This is a genomic window from Thermonema rossianum DSM 10300 (assembly GCF_000426825.1).
In the GTDB taxonomy this organism is placed as follows: domain Bacteria; phylum Bacteroidota; class Bacteroidia; order Cytophagales; family Thermonemataceae; genus Thermonema; species Thermonema rossianum.
The window spans coordinates 1-18,640 of the sequence record NZ_AUGC01000006.1 but is presented as its reverse complement, the minus strand read 5'-3'; the positions used below and the strand labels follow the sequence as shown (position 1 = coordinate 18,640).

At 49.3% G+C, this 18,640-nt stretch carries 12 protein-coding genes; 7 read left to right on the top strand and 5 right to left on the bottom strand.

Going from position 1 to position 18,640, the window contains the following annotated elements; translation table 11 throughout:
* Nucleotides 1-91 precede the first annotated feature (91 nt).
* Nucleotides 92-439: a DUF6150 family protein gene (locus tag K384_RS04690; RefSeq protein WP_051633124.1), complete on the top strand. Its 348-nt coding sequence runs from the start codon at nt 92-94 to the stop codon at nt 437-439.
* On the opposite strand, the gene K384_RS04685 is transcribed toward K384_RS04690, so the two are convergent.
* Nucleotides 417-1,640 (bottom strand): glycosyltransferase family 4 protein, encoded by a 1,224-nt coding sequence (locus K384_RS04685; RefSeq protein ID WP_051633123.1) that lies wholly within the window; start codon nt 1,638-1,640, stop codon nt 417-419. The genes K384_RS04690 and K384_RS04685 overlap by 23 nt on opposite strands.
* Nucleotides 1,618-2,958: a sensor histidine kinase gene (locus K384_RS04680; protein WP_038029969.1), complete on the bottom strand. Its 1,341-nt coding sequence runs from the start codon at nt 2,956-2,958 to the stop codon at nt 1,618-1,620. The genes K384_RS04685 and K384_RS04680 overlap by 23 nt, the downstream gene beginning before the upstream one ends.
* Nucleotides 2,959-3,070: 112 nt before the next feature.
* On the opposite strand from K384_RS04680, the gene K384_RS04675 reads away from it, so the two are divergent.
* The 3 genes from K384_RS04675 to K384_RS04665 are packed head-to-tail and all read left to right on the top strand — an operon-like array spanning nt 3,071 to nt 5,897.
* Nucleotides 3,071-3,970 carry a Ppx/GppA phosphatase family protein gene (locus tag K384_RS04675; RefSeq protein WP_038030227.1) on the top strand — a complete coding sequence of 300 codons (900 nt, stop codon included), beginning with the start codon at nt 3,071-3,073 and terminating at the stop codon, nt 3,968-3,970.
* A gap of 9 nt (nt 3,971-3,979) precedes the next feature.
* Nucleotides 3,980-5,266 carry a competence/damage-inducible protein A gene (locus K384_RS04670; RefSeq protein WP_038029968.1) on the top strand — a complete coding sequence of 429 codons (1,287 nt, stop codon included), beginning with the start codon at nt 3,980-3,982 and terminating at the stop codon, nt 5,264-5,266.
* A gap of 31 nt (nt 5,267-5,297) precedes the next feature.
* Entirely contained in the window at nt 5,298-5,897 is a 600-nt protein-coding gene (locus K384_RS04665) for a DUF6913 domain-containing protein (RefSeq protein WP_157630060.1), read from the top strand.
* On the opposite strand, the gene K384_RS04660 is transcribed toward K384_RS04665, so the two are convergent.
* Nucleotides 5,894-6,202 (bottom strand): HesB/IscA family protein, encoded by a 309-nt coding sequence (locus K384_RS04660; RefSeq protein ID WP_051633122.1) that lies wholly within the window; start codon nt 6,200-6,202, stop codon nt 5,894-5,896. The two genes, K384_RS04665 and K384_RS04660, sit on opposite strands and share 4 nt — an antisense overlap.
* 63 nt (nt 6,203-6,265) lie before the next feature.
* On the opposite strand from K384_RS04660, the gene K384_RS04655 reads away from it, so the two are divergent.
* Complete coding sequence (locus K384_RS04655; protein ID WP_038029962.1) at nt 6,266-6,787, top strand: DUF7935 family protein; 522 nt, start codon at nt 6,266-6,268, stop codon at nt 6,785-6,787.
* 707 nt (nt 6,788-7,494) lie between these two features.
* Here K384_RS04655 and pdhA read toward each other — a convergent pair.
* Nucleotides 7,495-8,565: a pyruvate dehydrogenase (acetyl-transferring) E1 component subunit alpha gene (gene pdhA, locus K384_RS04645; protein ID WP_038029958.1), complete on the bottom strand. Its 1,071-nt coding sequence runs from the start codon at nt 8,563-8,565 to the stop codon at nt 7,495-7,497.
* A 54-nt stretch (nt 8,566-8,619) separates the two neighbouring features.
* Complete coding sequence (locus tag K384_RS04640; protein WP_038029955.1) at nt 8,620-10,854, bottom strand: Tex family protein; 2,235 nt, start codon at nt 10,852-10,854, stop codon at nt 8,620-8,622.
* A 201-nt stretch (nt 10,855-11,055) separates the two neighbouring features.
* Here K384_RS04640 and K384_RS04635 point away from each other — a divergent pair, with 201 nt between their 5' ends.
* Together K384_RS04635 and K384_RS04630 are read left to right on the top strand one after the other, a co-directional pair.
* Nucleotides 11,056-17,985: a T9SS type A sorting domain-containing protein gene (locus tag K384_RS04635; RefSeq protein ID WP_038029953.1), complete on the top strand. Its 6,930-nt coding sequence runs from the start codon at nt 11,056-11,058 to the stop codon at nt 17,983-17,985.
* Nucleotides 17,986-18,299: 314 nt separating this feature from the next.
* A partial coding sequence (locus K384_RS04630) for a hypothetical protein (RefSeq protein ID WP_038029950.1) occupies nt 18,300-18,640 on the top strand: 341 nt, incomplete at its 3' end.

The window sequence follows — 18,640 nt, the reverse complement described above, 5'->3', positions numbered from 1 at the left end:
AAGTTTGAAAGCAACGGGCAGCATTCAACGGTTATTCTTTCAAGAATTGCTTATCTTATGTTTAAGCAGCAACTTTTAAAAACTATTTATCATGAAGGGATTATGGAAGTACGCGATTTTTGGGGCGATAAGCGCCGTATGCGCAGGCAATGCCCGGGCACAAAAAGTATATGCAGCCCGCTATGCAAGCCGGGCCGATGTGAAGGTGTACGTAGTGAACTATGAGTCGCAGGCAGATTTGAAAGTATATAAGGTAAGCTATGCAAGCCAAGCGCGTGGAAATGAGGGAAAATGGCACTTCGTAAAATACGCTTCCCAAGCCGATAAAAGCATCTATTTTGTTGACTATGCTTCCCGGGCAGATTTAAAAATTTATTTTGTCAAATATGAGTCGCAAGCGGGGTGGCGCAACCGCTCTAAAAAGCACCTGATGGAGTAAAAACGGCTTGTGCGGACGAAGTCAAAAGCCTTTGATACACTGCTTGAAGCGCCTGCTTTTTTTCTTCCCAATTAAAACGCTGTGTGGCGGTGTGCCTTGCTTGTTGTGCCAAGCGCAAGCGAAGCGAGGGGGACTCGTAGAGCCGTTGCATTTGGCGTGCCAAAAGTGCCGGACGCCCTGCACGCACCAAAAGTCCTTCTTGTTCGTCTTGCATGATTTCCCGGACAATGGGCAAGTCGGAGGCAATGACCGGTACGCCCATGGCCATCGATTCTATGATTTTCAATGGGCAGGCGCCCTGTTCCATATTGCGCCGGCAGGCAGTCAGCGGAGCTATTGAGGCGATGGCGTGCTGCACATAGCGATACAAGATGCTTTGAGGAAGTTCATAGCGCCACACCACCGCTTCTGCCAAGCCCAGTTTCCGGCTTAATTTCACCCATTGGCGGTTTTTCTTTTCTTTCGATGAAAGACACATGACCAAGTGCAGGTTGGGATACCGGGCATGCACATAGCGGAAGGCACGCAGCAGCTCTTCAATGCCCTGCCATGGCTGGGTAGCGCCAAAATAAATGAAATAATGCAGGGGCGCATCGGGCATGCGTGGCATGGGGGGGATATTGACCTCGGCGCCGTTCTGTATCACGCTGATTTTTTCCGGCGAAATAGAAGCTTTTTGCAACAACTGTTCTTTAAGCCGGTAAGAAGGCGTAACGATATGGTCGCTTTGTTGCAAACACCATAGCTCTTGCGTTTCGATTTGCTTTAAAAGCGCTGCGGACATTTCGGGAAAACGATAGGGGAGCTCTATGCTCATGAGGGCATTGACTTCAAAAACAGTGCGGTAAGCTGCACGGCTACGGGCGCGGTGTAGAAGCACGGGCATGCCCCCCCACACATCCCGGAAGTGACAGACTGCCAACGTATGCGCACTTTGGTGCAACAAATCGAACAGTTGCCGCTGAAAGGCATCGACGCGTTCAAAAAAAGGGGCTTGAGGGTAGCGAAAACGAACTACTTCTTCACCCGTACGCTGCTCATACACGGCTTGTGTTTCGTTGCCCAAAGTATAAAGCACAGAGGGCGGCAGGCTTTGTCTCATGGCTGCATAAAAATGACGAATATGCGTGGCAGAGCCCTTGGCAGCCGGGTACACGTCAAATGCCACATAGAGGCTTTTAGGTGCTGAGTATAATTTCATGGTCTTGTGGTAGCTTTTCCATCTTTTGGTTGGGAATCACAATGCGGAAGGTGGTTCCTTTGCCTACTTCACTTTCTACTTCTATGGTGCCCCGCAGTTGTTCTACGCAGCTTTTTACCACATATAGTCCCACGCCGGTGCCTTTGGAGTCAGGGTTGTATTTGAAAAACAAATCGAACAGGCGGTCATGGGCTTCTTCGGGAATACCGCTGCCTTCGTCAATGACCAACAGAAGGCATTGCCGCCGGCTGGTGCTTATCACCACATCGACATAGGCGGTTTCATCGAAGTTGGCTCTTTGGCTTAAACCATGTACCAAAGCATTTTCTATGAGGTGCTGCAGGATGGTATAAATGAGATTGCGGGAAGCAAAAAAAGGTTGTTTATCATTGATTTGGCTGCGTATTTCCACATTCAGTTTGCTGCAAAGGCTTTTGAACTCGCCACGCAGCTGAAACAAGAGCTGATGGAAGTCTATGAGTTCCACTTCGTGATTGGCATAGCGGGCATTGACTACTTTTTGCAGCCCCTGCACTATCTTCTGTAGTTTGCCAATATTTAGCATCATCTTTTCCACATAATCCAGGGCGGTAGGGTCGCTTATGTCCAAGCGGGCTAAGTTGCCCAGCCCCTGCAGCGAAGCCACCGGTCCTTGTATGTCGTGCGAGAGTTTGTAAAGAAAACTATCCAAGTCGGCCTGCAGTTTAGCGATCGTTTTTTTTAAATCGACTTGCTGCTCAAGTGTTTCACTTAGTTCTTTGTAGGCCTCCAGCAGCTCTTCCTTGCTTTCTTCCAATTCCTGCTCCAGCAGGCGACAACGTTGAAAGAGTGCATAAAAACGCTCTTGCCACTCTTGCACTTGGGCAGGCGTGTGGTGCAGTTTTTCAATTCTTCGAATGGCTTGCTCTATGGCTTGATATATAATAACAGGCGGCTGTTGCTCGAAGTCAAAGACATACCAAGCCCCGCTTTGATACAGTTGCTCTTGCAGGACGATGCTCAAGCCATGCCCACCACTAAAAACAGGCACTACCTGTTTGCTTAGTTGCAGCTGTTGAGTAACCTTATGAACAAACAAGGGCGCCGTGCTTTCATCCGAAACCACCGGAATAAACAACGCTGCCGGTGCTGAGAGCGATTCTATTGCGTGAAGCAACTCATGTTCTTGAGTGTAGATACTTATGTGCCAATCGCTTTTATGCTCTTGAGCTTCTCTTTTAAGCTCACCAATGAGAGCAGGCTCAGCGCTTGGTGCAGAGGGAGAATAAAAAATAATATTTGAGCTATTGGGCATGACGGCAAAGGTCAAACTCTCCAAGTTTACACACTTTCTTCTGACTATTCAAGTCATACGGGGAAAAATAAAGTGTGGTTTGCAGGCAATGACTATATTTGTAACAAGCAATTGGACTTTAAAACTACGGAACCTTGTGAAATTAGCAGCCATAGATATAGGGTCAAATGCCGCCCGCTTGCAAATATCGAGCGTTATCAATAATGAACTGGATGGAGTTTTTTTGAAAAGGGTGGAATATGTGCGTTTCCCTTTGCGCTTAGGCATTGATGTATTCAAGCACGGACATATCACGCCCCACAAGGAAGAGCAAATCTTGAAGCTGTTGCAAGCCTATCGCTTATTAATGGATTTGCACGAAGTGCACGACTACATGGCGGTGGCTACTTCTGCCATGCGTGAAGCAGCCAACAGTGCAGCCATCGTGGAGCGGGTGCGCCGGGAAACAGGCATTGAACTGAGGGTTATCAGTGGCGACGAAGAAAACCATTATGTCAACGTGGCTTTGTTGCGTCATTTAGACCACAAGCCCTATTTGCATATTGACGTGGGGGGCGGAAGCACCGAGCTGACGCTCATCATGGAGCGGCAAGCCGTGGCTTCCCGTTCCTTTGAAATTGGTTCCATTCGATTGCTGGAAGGCGCTGCCGACCCCGCACTATGGAAGGAAATGCAAAAGTGGGTAGAAAAACACTGCAGCAAAGTCGATAAGCTGACGGCCGTAGGGGTAGGGGGCAACATCAACAAGCTGGCCACTTACACCAAGAAAAAAGGGCGCTCGATTACTATTAAGGAATTGGCGAAAATCAAAGAGAGCATTGAAAGCTATACCTACGAAGAACGTATTGCCATGCTGGAAATGAACCCCGACCGCGCCGACGTGATTGTGCCCGCAGCACATATTTACCTTTCAGTGATGCGCTGGGCCGGCATCAAAGAAATACTGGTGCCCGGTGTGGGGCTGCGGGATGGCTTATTGGAAATGCTGCTCGAAAAACACGGTTTCCGCAAAAACAGAATGTTGTTTGACGATTAAGACTATCTTATGTCCTTGAATAGAGTTGCGGTTGAAATCATCAACATAGGCGATGAGTTGCTTTATGGCAACATAGCCAACACAAACGCTCAATGGATGAGCGAATACCTGACCGAAGCCGGCTTCAGGGTGCTTCGCCATACGGTCATAGCCGATGAACAAGCGGCTATTGTGCAAGCACTGCAAGAAGCGCTGCAACGTGCACAAGTGGTACTGATGACCGGGGGCCTGGGACCCACCAAAGACGACGTCACCAAGCTGGCTCTGTGTAGTTATTTCAATACCGGGCTGCAGCTGCACCCCGAAGCATTGGCGCACCTCGAAGAAATGTTCAGGCTGCGGGGGCGCTCTCTGTCTGAGCTAAACCGGCAACAGGCAGCCTTGCCTGCGGGAGCCCTTTATCTTCAAAATGAAAAAGGCACTGCACCCGGCATTTGGATGCAGGATGCGGCCGGACGTGTGGTAGTAGCAATGCCCGGCGTGCCACACGAAATGCAGCATTTGATGCGAGAAAAAGTGCTGCCCCGCTTGTTGCAGACTTTTTCCATAGAACCCCTGCTTCATTTTCATGTGAAAACAGTGGGTATTGGTGAGTCGCAGCTGGCAGAGCAAATTGCAGCATGGGAGGAGGCTTTGCCCTCACATATCAAATTGGCTTACTTGCCTTCTTTTGGGCAGGTGAAGTTGCGCCTGACGGCCAAAGGGAAAGCCCCCTCACAACTCCGGCAAGACATCAAGGAGCAGCTTGCCCGCCTGCTGCCTTTGATTGACAAATACGTATTTGGCTTTGAGCAAGAAATACTTGAAGAAGTGGTGGCAGCTTTACTTCGAAAAAGTGGCAAAACCATTGCCGTGGCAGAAAGCTGCACCGGCGGCTATTTGGCGCATAGTTTTACCAAAATACCCGGCAGCTCGGCTTATTTTCAGGGCGGAGTGGTTGCTTATAGCAATCGTGCCAAAATAGAGCTTTTGGGTGTATCGCCCCAAACGCTCGAGACGGAGGGGGCAGTGAGCGAAGCCACCGTGCTGCAAATGGCCAATGCCGTGCGCCGGCGCTTCCATGCCGACATAGGGCTGGCTACCAGTGGCATTGCCGGACCGGGGGGCGCCACACCTGCCAAGCCCGTAGGCACCATTTGGGTGGCTTATGCCGATGCAGAAGGTGCCAAGGCAGCGCTTTATCGCTTGGGCAATGACCGCCTCTTCAATATCAAGGTGACAACGGCTTTGCTGCTCGACTGGCTGCGCAAGAAACTGGGCGGCAGGGCAAGCCGCTTTGAAGATTTTTTCGTATAATTCAACAGCAATGCAATTGAGCGGAACAGTTATGAGTTTTTGGGATAAAATATTGGGCAGGCACCGTTGCCCCCCTTTGCCACAGGTACAGCGTTATGCGCTCAATTATGAAGAAGTGCGCACGGTGGGTATTTTGTTTAACAGTACCGACGAAGACAGCCACGGGGCGCTTAACTTTTGGGTGAAAATCCTGAAACAAGATGGCAAAAAGGTGCGGGCAATGGCCTATTTTGAAGAAAAACACTCCAACCCTTATGATTTTAAGTTTGATTTTTTCACTAAGAACGATCTGAAAAGAGGCGAGGCCGTCCATACCGAAGAAGTCAAAGCTTTCATGCAGGAACGCTTCGACTATCTGTACTGTGTAAGCCTGCAACACTTCAAGCCGTTCGATTACATCATGCGTTACTCCCATGCCAAGTGCCGCATCGGCGCTTTCTATGAAGACGATACCGAACGCCCCTATGAGCTGATGATAGCTATTCCCGAAGGGCAAAAGCGTGATGTTGTGAGCTTGACCCTGCAGATGATGCACTACACCAAAGGACTCTTGGTGAAAAACCCCCCGCTTTCTTATTTTGAACCTGATGCCGGCTTGAAAGATGCAAAAAAACAGCCTTCTGCTTCTTAGCTTGTTTGCAGCTTGGTGAAGGTGAAGCCTACTCCTTCTTCGGTTTCTTCGTAGTCTATTTGCACATCCAAAAGATAGATAAAGTGTTTTTTGGAAATATAGATATCGATGCCTTCCAATTGATAAATGGCATCATCTTCTTTGGGATGGTCGAAACCTAAAAGGAATTGGGCACCGCCACAGCCGCCTCCGCCCTTTACGCCAATACGCAGTCCATAGTCTGCCGGTATGCCTTTGTTGGCTTTTATATCTTTGATGGCTTCCAGAGCCGTTGCCGTAATTTTTACAGGTAGTTCGTTGAACATAGCCGATACTTTGAAAAAATCCCTATTTTTGAAACGCTTCACAAAAAAAATAAATTCGAACGAATGGAAGTACTTCTTGACCTACTGAAAGTGAGCATTCCCTTAGCCATCGTAAGTTATGCGCTCTACGCTACGGTGCGCGCTTTTTTGCAAAAAGATTTTGAAAAAAAACTGGCTGAATTGCGTTTAAAATACAGTGAAACTGCTCTTGAGCATCGCCTGCATGCCTATGAGCGCATTTGCTTGCTGCTTGAGCGTATGTCGCCTACACAGCTGTTGCTGCGCATACAGTTTCAAGACCTGACAGCCGGTGAGCTGCGTCACGTTTTGCTGCATGAAATACAACAAGAGTTTTCGCATAATCTGTCTCAGCAACTGTACATGAGCATTGCCGCCTGGGAAGAAGTGAAAAAGGCAAAAGAAGGGGTGGTTACTCTCATCAACAATACCGCAGCCACCGTAGATGAAAACGCCAAAGCACTGGTACTTGCCAAAGCTATTTTAAACAACCTGAACGAGTCCGGTTTTGACCCGGTGGACCCCGCTTTGCGCTTTGTGAAAGAAGAAGCACAAACTTTTTTTTAGTGACCTAAGCTTTGCTTGAAGGTTATGCGTGCCGGGGGCAGGTGCTGCCGGTCATGCTTTTATTTGCGGTTAAAAAGTGTTTGGGGACTTTAGAGGGTTTTTTATTCTTTTCAACCTTCTTTGTTGGTTCGACTCTTACCTTTGTCCTTTTGCTCTTTCGAGCGCAAGCGGGAAATCTCTTTGCTTTTTGTGGCTTGGGGGGAAGATTGAGATTTCTCACTTCACTGCGTGAGGTGAGAAATGACATGCTTCGCTTGCACTTCGTTCGACATGATAAATACCCATGCCCGCCGGGAATGCGAATTTTCACTTCGCTTGTGTTCCGTGAGAAATGACGTGCTTCGCTGCACCGTTGGAGCACTTTCGTTACACTTTGGTTTTTCTTTGTCTTTTGCGTCTTCTTATTTTTTTCGAGTGTCCTTTTCCTTGTCATTTCGAGCGCAAGCGGGAAATCTCTTGTATCAAAAAGAAGTTTGGCTTGGCGAGGTGTCTCACTTCGTTCGACATGACAAAAACAACATGCCCGCCGCGGATGCGACTTTTCACTTCGCTTCTGCTCCGTGAGAAATGACAGCTGCCACTGCTTTTTTTCTTTTTGGCAAAAAACAACAACAGTCATTCACGAGCATTCAACTCAAAAAGGCAGAAGCCTGCTTCCCGGGCGGTGGGGCAGGCTTCTGCACAATATTCAATCATTTTGCGGGATGCTATTCCTTCAGAAAAGGATAATCTTCCTGCACATACACATCCTTGAAAATATCGGAAGGATCCGGATAAGGCGACTCTTCGGCAAATTGTACGGAATCTTCCACAATCGCCTTCACTTCTTTTTCTACTTGCTTGAAGTAAGCTTCGTCGCCAAAGCCTTTTTCCAGCATGCGCCGCTTGACCTGCTCAATGGGGTCTTGTTGCTTATATGCTTCTACTTCTTCTTTGGTGCGATACTTCGCAGGGTCAGACATAGAATGACCTTTGTACCGGTAGGTGCGGAACTCCAGCAGGGTAGGCCCTTCGCCTTTGCGGGCACGTTCGGCAGCGCGTGCCACGGCCAAATGCACTTCCTCAACCACCATGCCGTCAACCGGTTCGGAGGGCATGTCGTAGGCTTCACCTAAGGTATAAAGGTCGGTGACATTGGATGTGCGCTTCACCGAAGTGCCCATGGCATAGCCGTTGTTTTCAATAACAAAGATGACGGGCAGCTTCCAGGTCATGGCCATGTTCAGAGTCTCATGGAAAGCCCCCTGACGCACGGCACCGTCGCCCATATAGCAAATACATACGTTTTGTGTGCCCATATATTGCTCGGCAAAGGCTATGCCTGCCCCCAGAGGAATTTGCCCGCCCACGATGCCGTGCCCGCCGAAGAAGTTAACGTTTTTATCGAACATATGCATGGAGCCGCCTTTGCCTTTCGAGCATCCGGTGACTTTACCAAAGAGTTCTGCCATGACAGCCCGCGCCGGGGTGCCCAATATCAAAGGATGGGCATGGTCGCGGTAGGCGGTAATCCACTTGTCGTCTTTTGTGAGGGCTGTGGCGGCACCTGCCACGCAGGCTTCTTGTCCTATGTATAAGTGGCAGAAGCCACGTATTTTTTGGCGTCCATACAATTGCCCTGCTTTCTCTTCGAAACGCCGGGCCAATAACATCTTCTCATACCAGAAACGGTAGGTCTCTTGCGGAAAGTCATAAACTTCCGCTTTTTTATCGGGCGTAAGGGAGTGTTTGTTTTGTTCGCCCTGCTTGGTTACTTCTGATTTCTTCTTTTGTGCCATGTTGAGATAGGTTTGCCGCTAAAATACCAAAATATCTGTTTCAGATGCAACTGCTCATTGTCCAAACTTAGCCCGCAGGGCAGCCAGCTTGGCTGCCATGTCTTCTTCTTGCTTGGCGTGTGCCTTGGTTTTGCTCTTGGCTTTTTTCTTTGAGGCAGGGGCATCGCCCTTCATAGACAAGGCAATGCGCCGGCGCTGAATGTCCACTTCTAAAACCGTGACCATCACTTTTTGATGTACTTTTACCACCTGCGCAGGGTCGCTTACATATTCATGCGACAGCTCGCTTATATGCACCAGCCCGTCTTGGTGAACCCCTATATCCACAAAAGCACCAAACTTGGTGACATTGGTGACAATACCCGGCAGGCGCATGCCCGGCCGCAGGTCTTCTATGCTGTGCACGCGCTCGTCGAACTGAAACACCTCAAATTCCTGGCGTGGATCGCGCCCCGGCTTGGCCAGCTCATTCATGATGTCCTGCAGGGTGGGTAAGCCGATTTTATCGCTTACATACCGCTCGATTTGAATTTGCGCGCGCAGTTTGGCATCACGCAGCAGGTCTTCTATGCTGCACCCCAAGTCTTTTGCCATTTGCTCTACAATGTGGTATGATTCAGGGTGAACGGCACTGGCATCCAATGGGTGCTCCCCATTGCGTATGCGCAAGAAGCCAGCTGCCAGTTCAAAGGTTTTGGGACCAATACCGGGAACCCGCTTGAGCTCTTCCCGGTTACGAAAGCCGCCGTTTGCTGTGCGGTAGGCAATAATGTTGTCTGCCAGGCGCTCGCTCAGCCCCGATACATAAGAAAGCAATTGCTTGCTGGCAGTATTTAGCTCTACCCCCACCGCATTCACACAGCTGATGACCACGTCATCGAGACTCTTTTTGAGTGCTTTTTGGTCCACGTCGTGCTGATATTGCCCCACGCCTATAGACTTGGGGTCTATTTTGACCAGCTCGGCCAGGGGGTCTTGCAAGCGGCGCCCAATCGATACGGCTCCCCGGACGGTGACGTCTTTGTCGGGGAACTCCTCGCGGGCTACCTTCGAGGCAGAGTAAACCGAAGCGCCACTTTCGTTGACCATCACTACCAACACGCCCGGAATTTGCAGCTGGCGCACAAACTGCTCGGTTTCACGGCTGGCCGTGCCATTGCCTATGGCAATGGCTTCTACTTTATATTGTTCGCAAAGCCGGCGAAGCAGTTGCCCGGCTGCCTCTTTTTGGTTCTGAGGCTCGTTAGGGTAAATGACATCATCATGAAGAAGCTGCCCGTGTTCGTCAAGAACAACCACTTTGCAGCCGGTGCGAAAGCCCGGGTCTATAGCCAATACGCGCTTTTCGCCAAAGGGAGAAGCCAAAAGCAATTCGCGCAGGTTGTCGGCAAACACTTTGATGGCTTCTTCGTCGGCTCGCTGTTTCGATGCCAAACGCATTTCGGTTTCAAGCGAGGGGCGCAGCAGGCGTTTATAAGCATCGGCAATGGCCAAACGTACCTGCTCGGCGGCGGGGCTTTGGTTTTGCAATACCAGCCGCTCTATTTGTGCAATGGCTGTTTCTTCGTCCGGTTCTATACTGACCGAAAGCACCATTTCACTTTCACCGCGCCGGATGGCCAGCAGCCGGTGCGAGGGAATGCTCTTAAGCGGCTCTTCCCATTCAAAGTAATCGCGGAATTTTTGCCCTTCTTCCTCTTTGCCTTTGATGACTTTACTTTTGATGAGGGCGGTTTCTTCGAATAAGTCGCGTAATCTTGCACGCACTTCCTGCGTTTCGTTGATCCATTCGGCAATGATATGGCGTGCGCCTTCGAGCGCTTCTTCTGTGGTATTTACGCCTTTTTCGGCATCTATAAAGGCTTGTGCGGCTGTTTCCGGAATCAGGTTTTCGGCTTGTTCAAACAGCTGCCGGGCCAGTGGTTCCAGCCCTTTCTCCTTTGCCATGGTCGCTTTGGTGCGTCTTTTGGGACGATAGGGCAGATACAGGTCCTCCAGCACGCTCATGGTGTCGGCAGCTAAAATGGCTGCTTTTAGCTCGTCGGTGAGTTTGCCTTGCTCTTCTATGCTTTTGAGAATCGTTTCTCTGCGCTTTTCCAGCTCACGCAGGCGTTCTACCTCGTCCCGTATTTGGGCGATTTGCACTTCATCCAAGCCGCCGGTGGCTTCTTTGCGGTAACGTGCAATAAAGGGAATGGTGGCTCCCTCATCCAGCAATTGAACGGTAGCTTCGATTTGCTTGACCCGAAGCCCCAGCTTCTCTGATAAACGTATCACTTCCTCAACCATGCGTCTATTTTGTTCTATTTCTTACAATGCCTCCAAAAATACTACAATTTTTGCTTATTTAAACCAAAGGCTTTGCGAGGTGCGCCTATGCCTTGCGCTTTTTCAGTAAAAAACTTGCATGGTCGTTTACTAAGTCCTGCTTAAAACGATTAATGAATAAACCATAAAATAAAGTATTATGAGGCAAAGAAATAAACTGAGTTGGTTCTTGCTCTTGGCTTGCTTTGGGGAAGCCAAGCTTGGGCACAAGCCGACTTTACGTGGACGGGAAGCGCCGGTACCGCATGGAATAATGCAGGAAACTGGACTCTCACTGCCGGCAATGATGCAGACGGAGACGGTATTCCGGACAAAGATGACAATGTAGTTTTTGCCGGAAGCCCTGCCAATAACTGTGTGCTTACTGCCGATGCTGCCTGTAAAAACTTGACGATTTCCGGATATAGCGGCACTTTCAGCTTAAACACCTTTACCTTAGAGGTGTATGGCAACTGGACAGATAATGCTACCGGTAGTAGTCGATTCCAGGCAGGTACCGGCACGGTGATTTTGAGGGATGGAGGGGCCGGTCCTTATACGATGGACATCTTCTTGCCTTATGCGGATTATTTTTATACGCTGGTTTTCGACAAAGGCAGTAGCAGCATGGAAATCATAGGCAGTGCCTTTGGGGGGATCCGCATGGTAAGCAATGAGTTGATTATGGAGAGCGGTACACTCATTGCCCAGGGAGCCGGTGCTTTACCGGTGGCCAATCTGCGGGTGCGTACAGGCTCTTCGGCTTTTTCAGCTCCTTCCACTCGATATATCGAGGTGCAAGGTACCACTACCGTTGAAAGTGGCGATTTTACACTGGCAGGAAGTGCCCAATTAAGAATGCAGGGGGATTATATGCAAACCGGAGGTTTCATAGTGGGGAACCAGGCGGCAGTAGCCGGTTTTGCCCCCGTGCAATTCACCGGAACGGCCAACTCCATCATTTCCGGAAGCGCTGTCGCTATCCGTTCGGCTGTGAATGTCAATAAATCAGGGGGAGCACGAGTGATCTTGGGAGCCGGCATTACTTCGCCGGCTATCGAGATAGGTACAAGCGCAAGTCCTAAGAGTTTGTTTGTTCAAGATGGCTCTTTGCGTATCGAAACAGGACAGCCGTTGGTGGTGCGGGGCGATATCGTCCTGCCCGGTGCCGGTTTTATTGACGCCTTCAACGGAAGCTCTATCATCCGCCTGTCCGGCTCGTGGAATAGCCTCGGTTGTACGGCCGCCAATCCTCTGCTGACCAATATCAACTCTTCCGTTCAGTTTATTGAAGGTGGCAATGTAGAAATTCGCCCGTCGACTTCTACGCGTTTTGATGAGGTGATTATTCAAAAGAGCTCGGGCAATACAGTTACCCTTCGTGATAACCCCTTAGTTATTGACCGTTTGTTGAACGTGCTACCCGGCTGTGGCCTGATAGTTACCAACGTGACCGATGCCATTTATACTACTGTAAATAAACCGGGATTCGATCCGGCGGGGGGGATAGACACAGACAGAACTTATGACATACCCGCAGCAGATATTGATGTAAAAGATCTGGTGATTGAAAACAACGGGTTTGTTGATTTGTATAGCAATGAGCCAGCTGGTGCCAACACCATCACTTTGTTTTTACGCGGCAATCTGGTTGACAACAATACAGCTTACCCTTCTGCAACAGCAGGTTTTTATGTCGGCCCTTCCGATGTATATAGCGGAAGCTCACAAGGTGATAACAACAGGTTGCCAACGTTAGTCCTTGTTGGTAATTTGAATCAAACACTCAACGGCAATACTCAGGGGTTAAAAAATATCAACAACTCACCCATTGCCGGGCTTGCCGGGATTTATCTGCCCAATGTGTATGTTTATAAAGATGCAAATAGCCAATTTGTAGCAATCCCTACCAGTAAAGGGGTACGGGTGCAAGGCAACATGTATGTCTTGACAGGCACCTTCCGCTTGCCCGAAGCGACTATGCTCTTTGGTAATCGTGAAAATGACGTCTTGCGCGTATATGGGCGACTTGAGTTCGAGGCCGGTTCACGTTTAAGCATGTGCACCGGAAAGACTTCCCGGGGGGCTTTCCTTCAAATAGGCAACGGAGGCAGAGTTTCTTTCTTGGGAACACCCACCAAGCGTGTGCAGGTAGACAGGGACGGTACACCCGGTCAGTATTATCGTATGGAAGCATGGCCCGGGGGGCAGGTCGAAGCAGCCTTTACCAACTTCAACTATCAGGGGGCAGCTGACAGCGGCTTTTTGCATGATGGAGGTGCAAATAGCGATGGTGGCTTCAAGATGCATTACGGTTCGGTTTTGGCACCGCCTATCATCGGCTTCATTGATGAGTATGATTTTGACAATGATAACGATACTACAGAAACCGGGCCCCGGTATCAGCTGGTCAATGCTGAGCCAATCTTTTACAATTTCAGCTACTGCTCTTTTGCTCAAGGGGCCACCGGAAATACGGCACTGACCATCAATACCGGTCAAACCATGACCATCAAAGGAGCGCGCTTTACCGGTTCTAAGAATAATACAAATGACAATAATCTTGTAGCCAGCACAGCGGCTTCTGCAGCTGCCTTTGGTTATTCGGGGGTTAGCTGCGGCTCGCCGGCTGTTGCCAATGACGTCTGTGGGGTTATTACTATGGTAGCCTCTTCGGGCACGATTGGCGGCTCCAACGGCGAAGGCTGGGATGGCGGTGATAACGATGACAGCGACCCCAATGATGACCGCATCATTTGGTCTGAGTTTGCACCTATCTATTGGGTAGGAGGGATGGTAGATTCTTCATCGCCTTATAATCCTTGCGCCCCCAGCCCATACAGAGCTGACCCGGATAGGAAAGGGGGAAAAAATAATTACAACAAAGGAGACGACCAAGGTTGTGATAACTCTGCTCCATTCGATCCTACCAACTGGGCAGATTACCGCAACTGGTCGTTTGTCAATAATGAATTCTACAATCCTTTGCGCATCTACCCCGGTATGCCCAAGAGTGCTTTTTCGGCACCGGAGCTGCGGACTATTGATTTTGAAGATTATATTTTGATAGGGTTGCGACAAGATGAATTGGCTGCCATCGATACGGACGGAGACGGTAACTACATAGAGCACTTCGATACGGACGGAGATGGTGATGTGGCAGATAATGTGAACATTGTAACGGATGCTCGTATTCCGGACGACATCTTCGAGCGCTTCAATGTGTATTTGTCGCATACAGCACCAATGGATGCAGTCATTCCCTCTACCATCGTGGGCGTGAACGGCGTGGGCAACATAGAAATAGAAGGAAATCTGGTCATTAACGGACAGAATATGGGGTCCGGGGGGCAAGAACCGCAAGATCTGTCTCCTCAGGTACAAGATGCCCCGAATACACAGCTTACTTTGCAGGGAGATATCATCTTTTCGGTGAAGAAGTCCATTATCATAGAAAAAAGATGGGGCAGCGGTGGCTTGCCTTCTGAACTGGAAGCTTACGGAAATGTACAAATATTTGTAGGACAGAACTATATGGTAGATGGTTCCGGAACCAATGACTTTGGGAATGCTGCCAATGTAGTGACCTTTACGCTGAATGGCCCCGGTGAGCAAGAAGTGAAATATAATAATAACGATGACTGGGAAGACTTTGTAATTGATAAGCCTTCCGGTGGGGTTATTCTTCAAGGTGGAGGCGCCAACCTCGATTGCTTTAAGTTTCGTATGGAACAACCCAACGGAACGGCTACCTGCCGTCTTTCTACCAACTCAGATCTCACGACACGCGACGACTTTATCCTGAATGGTGGTACCTTCATCTTCGATAACGGAGAAGTGCGTGTAGGTGGCAGCTGGCTGAATAACGGTGGCTATGTCGATGAAACAATATTGAATGCAGCAGCAGCCGTGCGCTTCCGGCCTACTACCCCGGGCAACTACACCATTCGCACCCGGGGGCAGGTATTCTATCGCGTATTCTTCGATAACGCCGGTGGAGGCACCAGTACCTACACCATAGAGGATGGCATGCGTGCCTTGGCACAAACCACCATCGGGAACAACTACGTAGTGCAGACCGCAACGGTGCCTATAGGGACATCTGTTTCATTGCAACTTACGGGGCTTACTGTGCAGGCCGGAGGAAAAATAGACCTGAACCCCGGTGCCGAGCTGCTCATGCAAACCGATATTACTAAAATCACGGCTGAAGGAAGTAAAAGTTTGATTATTAACGGTACATTGGAAGCCATCGGTACGCAAGACCAGTATGTACGCATCTCGCGCATGGGCAATGACTATTACCGTTTCGATATCAATGGACGGGCTGCCGTTCGTTTCTATAATATTCAGTTTACTGATGAAAACGGGGTAGATATGCGTAATGGCACCCCGGAAAGCCCGGGTATTACGCTTTTTGGCGGCGGTTGCCCTGTAATGGCAGTAGGTACTTTCAGCGATGGTACCTTCGCCAATGGAAAAGACGTAAATGATGCTACCTACTTGTGGTTGCCTTCCAATTATGAATCACAAGATGTCTTTAATGTAAACTTCCCGCTGGCACTTACTTCACCGGGCACCTCCAACGTGCGTCGTGATGGGGCCAATGGTTCTAATACGTATACCAATGTAGTTGCTACTGACGACCCGCCGGTAGGCGCCTTGCCGGGCGATACTTCTGACATCCGCTATCAGAAAACGCGCTTTATTAATGCTACCGGTGTGTTTGCTGGGGAGTCGTTCGATAGAGAAACAGCAGGCTCATGGATCGGTTCGGCAGACTCTATCATCGTGTGGTCCGGTAAGATTAAATACTGGGATGGCGACGGCGACGGCACCAGCTGGCATGACCCGGCCAACTGGACAGACGATGCGCTACCTACCATTGAGGACGCCATAGTGATAGATCACCGTTATGTAGCGGGGCCTATCAATATTACAGCAGATGGTGCTTTCTTGCCGGATAACTACACGCCCACTGTGGGAGGTTTTACTGCTACCGGTAATGGAGTGCCCGAAATTGCCTGCCGGGACTTGATTATAGACACCGGAGGGGGCAATCCCATCAATTTAGACATTTTACATAGTGGAGGAGGGCAAGTAGAAACCATCATCCAGCGTTCGTCGCCTTGTCCCGGTGGTACGGAATATGGTGGCGACCTCACGGCAAGCCAGGGCGTGACCATCCGCACGGGCAATGGTTTCCAAGCTTTCACCATCGGTAAAGGATGGAGTGTGGCAGGCACCTTCGACTACGACTTGGAGGATGATGGCACAGATCGTGCCCGGGTGGTGTTCAATCAAAATGTAGGTTCAAGAACCATTACCACCGGTCCTACCTTTAGCCACTTCTGGGATGTTGAATTCCAAGGCGGCTACAGCGAAAATAATGACAATCTCTTTGTCGATAACGACTTTTATATTCATAAAACCGGGGCAGTCACGCCTGTGTATGATGCTTCTGATGTTGATGGAATTAAAATTTATGTAGGTGGTGACTGGATCAATGACAATGGTTTGTTTGTGCCACGCACCGGTGAGGTAGTTTTCAATGGGGCCGGGGCTCAGACTATCACACGTAATAGTGCTGCGGGATTATTGCAGGCTTATGAGAATTTCTATGACTTGCGAATAGAGAAGCTGACAGATGCAGGAACGGTTACCTTAAACAGCCGCGTGGTGGTCAACAACCTGCTTACTTTGAATCGAGGCATCTTCAAGACTTTCGAAGATGATGGTACGGGTAATGGCAGAGAGATTATTATCGGCCAGTTGGGGTCATGGGTACGCTCTGCTTCTGCAAGTCCCAATACTGCTTTTGTAGATGGTCCGGTAGGGCGTATCTTCCAAGGCAGCTCTGTGTTATCCACTCGCCTGAACTTCCCCATTGGGCGTGCCGGTTACGTATATACCGGGGGCAACAGCCCGGCAGGATCGGATGGCTATGCGCTGCAAGTACGCCTTACCAATAATAACCCTACTGCCTTTACCATGCAAATTATGGAGGGCATGCACCCGGAAGATGAAGATGAAGACGGTGTTCATGAGCCGGGTGGCGACGATGGCAATGATCACGATATTGCAACCTATGCGTCTAATATCAATATGGTAACCAATCAACGATATTGGAAAATCAAAAATATAGGCTTCCCTTCAGCCTTGCCTCTGGATCCGGCACCCGCCGTAGCGGCCGGCGACTTGGCAGAAGCCATCGTTACCTTGCGCTTTGATGCTGCTCAGAATACCATTGCAGCACCACCGCCATTGGATACGCAATACCCCAATGTGATGGCCGACTTGAGCTTAGTTACTCAACTGAGTATCTTACAAGATTACTCCAATGATGATCTGCCTTATGCGCGTCAGGCTACACCTGTAGTAGTGAATACAGAGCTTCCTATCCGCAGAGGTTATGCCTCCAAAGGTGAATTCTGGCGGGATATTGGCGGTATTGGCGACTTGCAGTCCAACAACGTAACCATCAGCTCTACCGAGCCTTTGACCACCCTGGGCAACAGCCGCTTTACTTATGGCTGGTACTTTATTCCGTTGCCCGTAGAGGTATTGAGTTTGCAGGCGAAGGTGGTCAATCAAAGCCAAGTACAGCTTGATTGGGTAGTTGCCAATGAAAGCCGTTTGGCGTATTACGGCATTGAGCGCAGCACCGACGGGCAACAGTTTGTGGAAATTGCCCGTATAGAAGCCCGCAACGGAGGCGAAACAGTGGCTGCTTATTATCACATAGACCCGGCACCGCACCAAGGGGTGAACTACTACCGCTTGCGCCAAGAAGAAAAAGACGGAAAGGTGAGCTACTCGAAAGTAGTGGCGGTAGAGGTGAAAGGCGAACTGCAGCAGGACGGACGCCTCAGTGTGTACCCGAACCCCAACAGCGGTGATGAGGTGTTTGTGGTCTTGCCTTTCGGTGGTGTGGAAGCGGCTACCGTGCGCTTGTACGACATGACCGGACGTTTGGTGCAGCTCAAACAATTGACGGACGGCACTCAAACGCTTCGCTTGCAGTTTGCTCAAAAGCCACAGGCAGGGGTGTACCTGCTTAGTGTGCAAAACGCACAAGGACAGATGTATTATAGTCGTCTTGTGATAGAATAGTGCATGACAAATGCGAAAATACAGGGCAGCATTACCAAGCGGTAGTGCTGCCCTGTGTTATGTAATTTTCTCAAACTTTTTGGAACGATACAGGTTTTGTACAAAAAAGTGAATATGATTCATTGGTTTGCATTCTGTTTATTATGTTTGCATTTTCTTTTTTGGAACACCGGAGAGCTTGTTATCGTATAGCATTTAAGAAGCCATGCGATCTTGTATGTAAGTTTATGTTTTAAAAAAAACATATTGGTTACTTATTTGGATTACCGGGAATATAGAAAAAAGAGTTTATCGAGCTAAAAATATACGACACTATGAATAGGGTACAAAAGAGCGGATACACACTATGGCAAAGCCGGCTCATGGCGCTGTTTTTGACAATGGCTTGTGTTACAAGTGGGTGGGCACAGGCTACTTTTACGTGGACAGGTGCAGCCGGTACTGCGTGGAATAATCCTGCCAACTGGGTTCAGGTAGGACCGGATGCAGATGGTATCCCTGATGCCAATGACGATGTGGTGTTTAATAATAATAAAAACTGCAATCTTACTAAGAATGAAGCCTGTAAAAACTTGACGATTTCCGGATATAGCGGCACTTTCAGCTTAAACACCTTTACCTTAGAGGTGTATGGCAACTGGACAGATAATGCTAC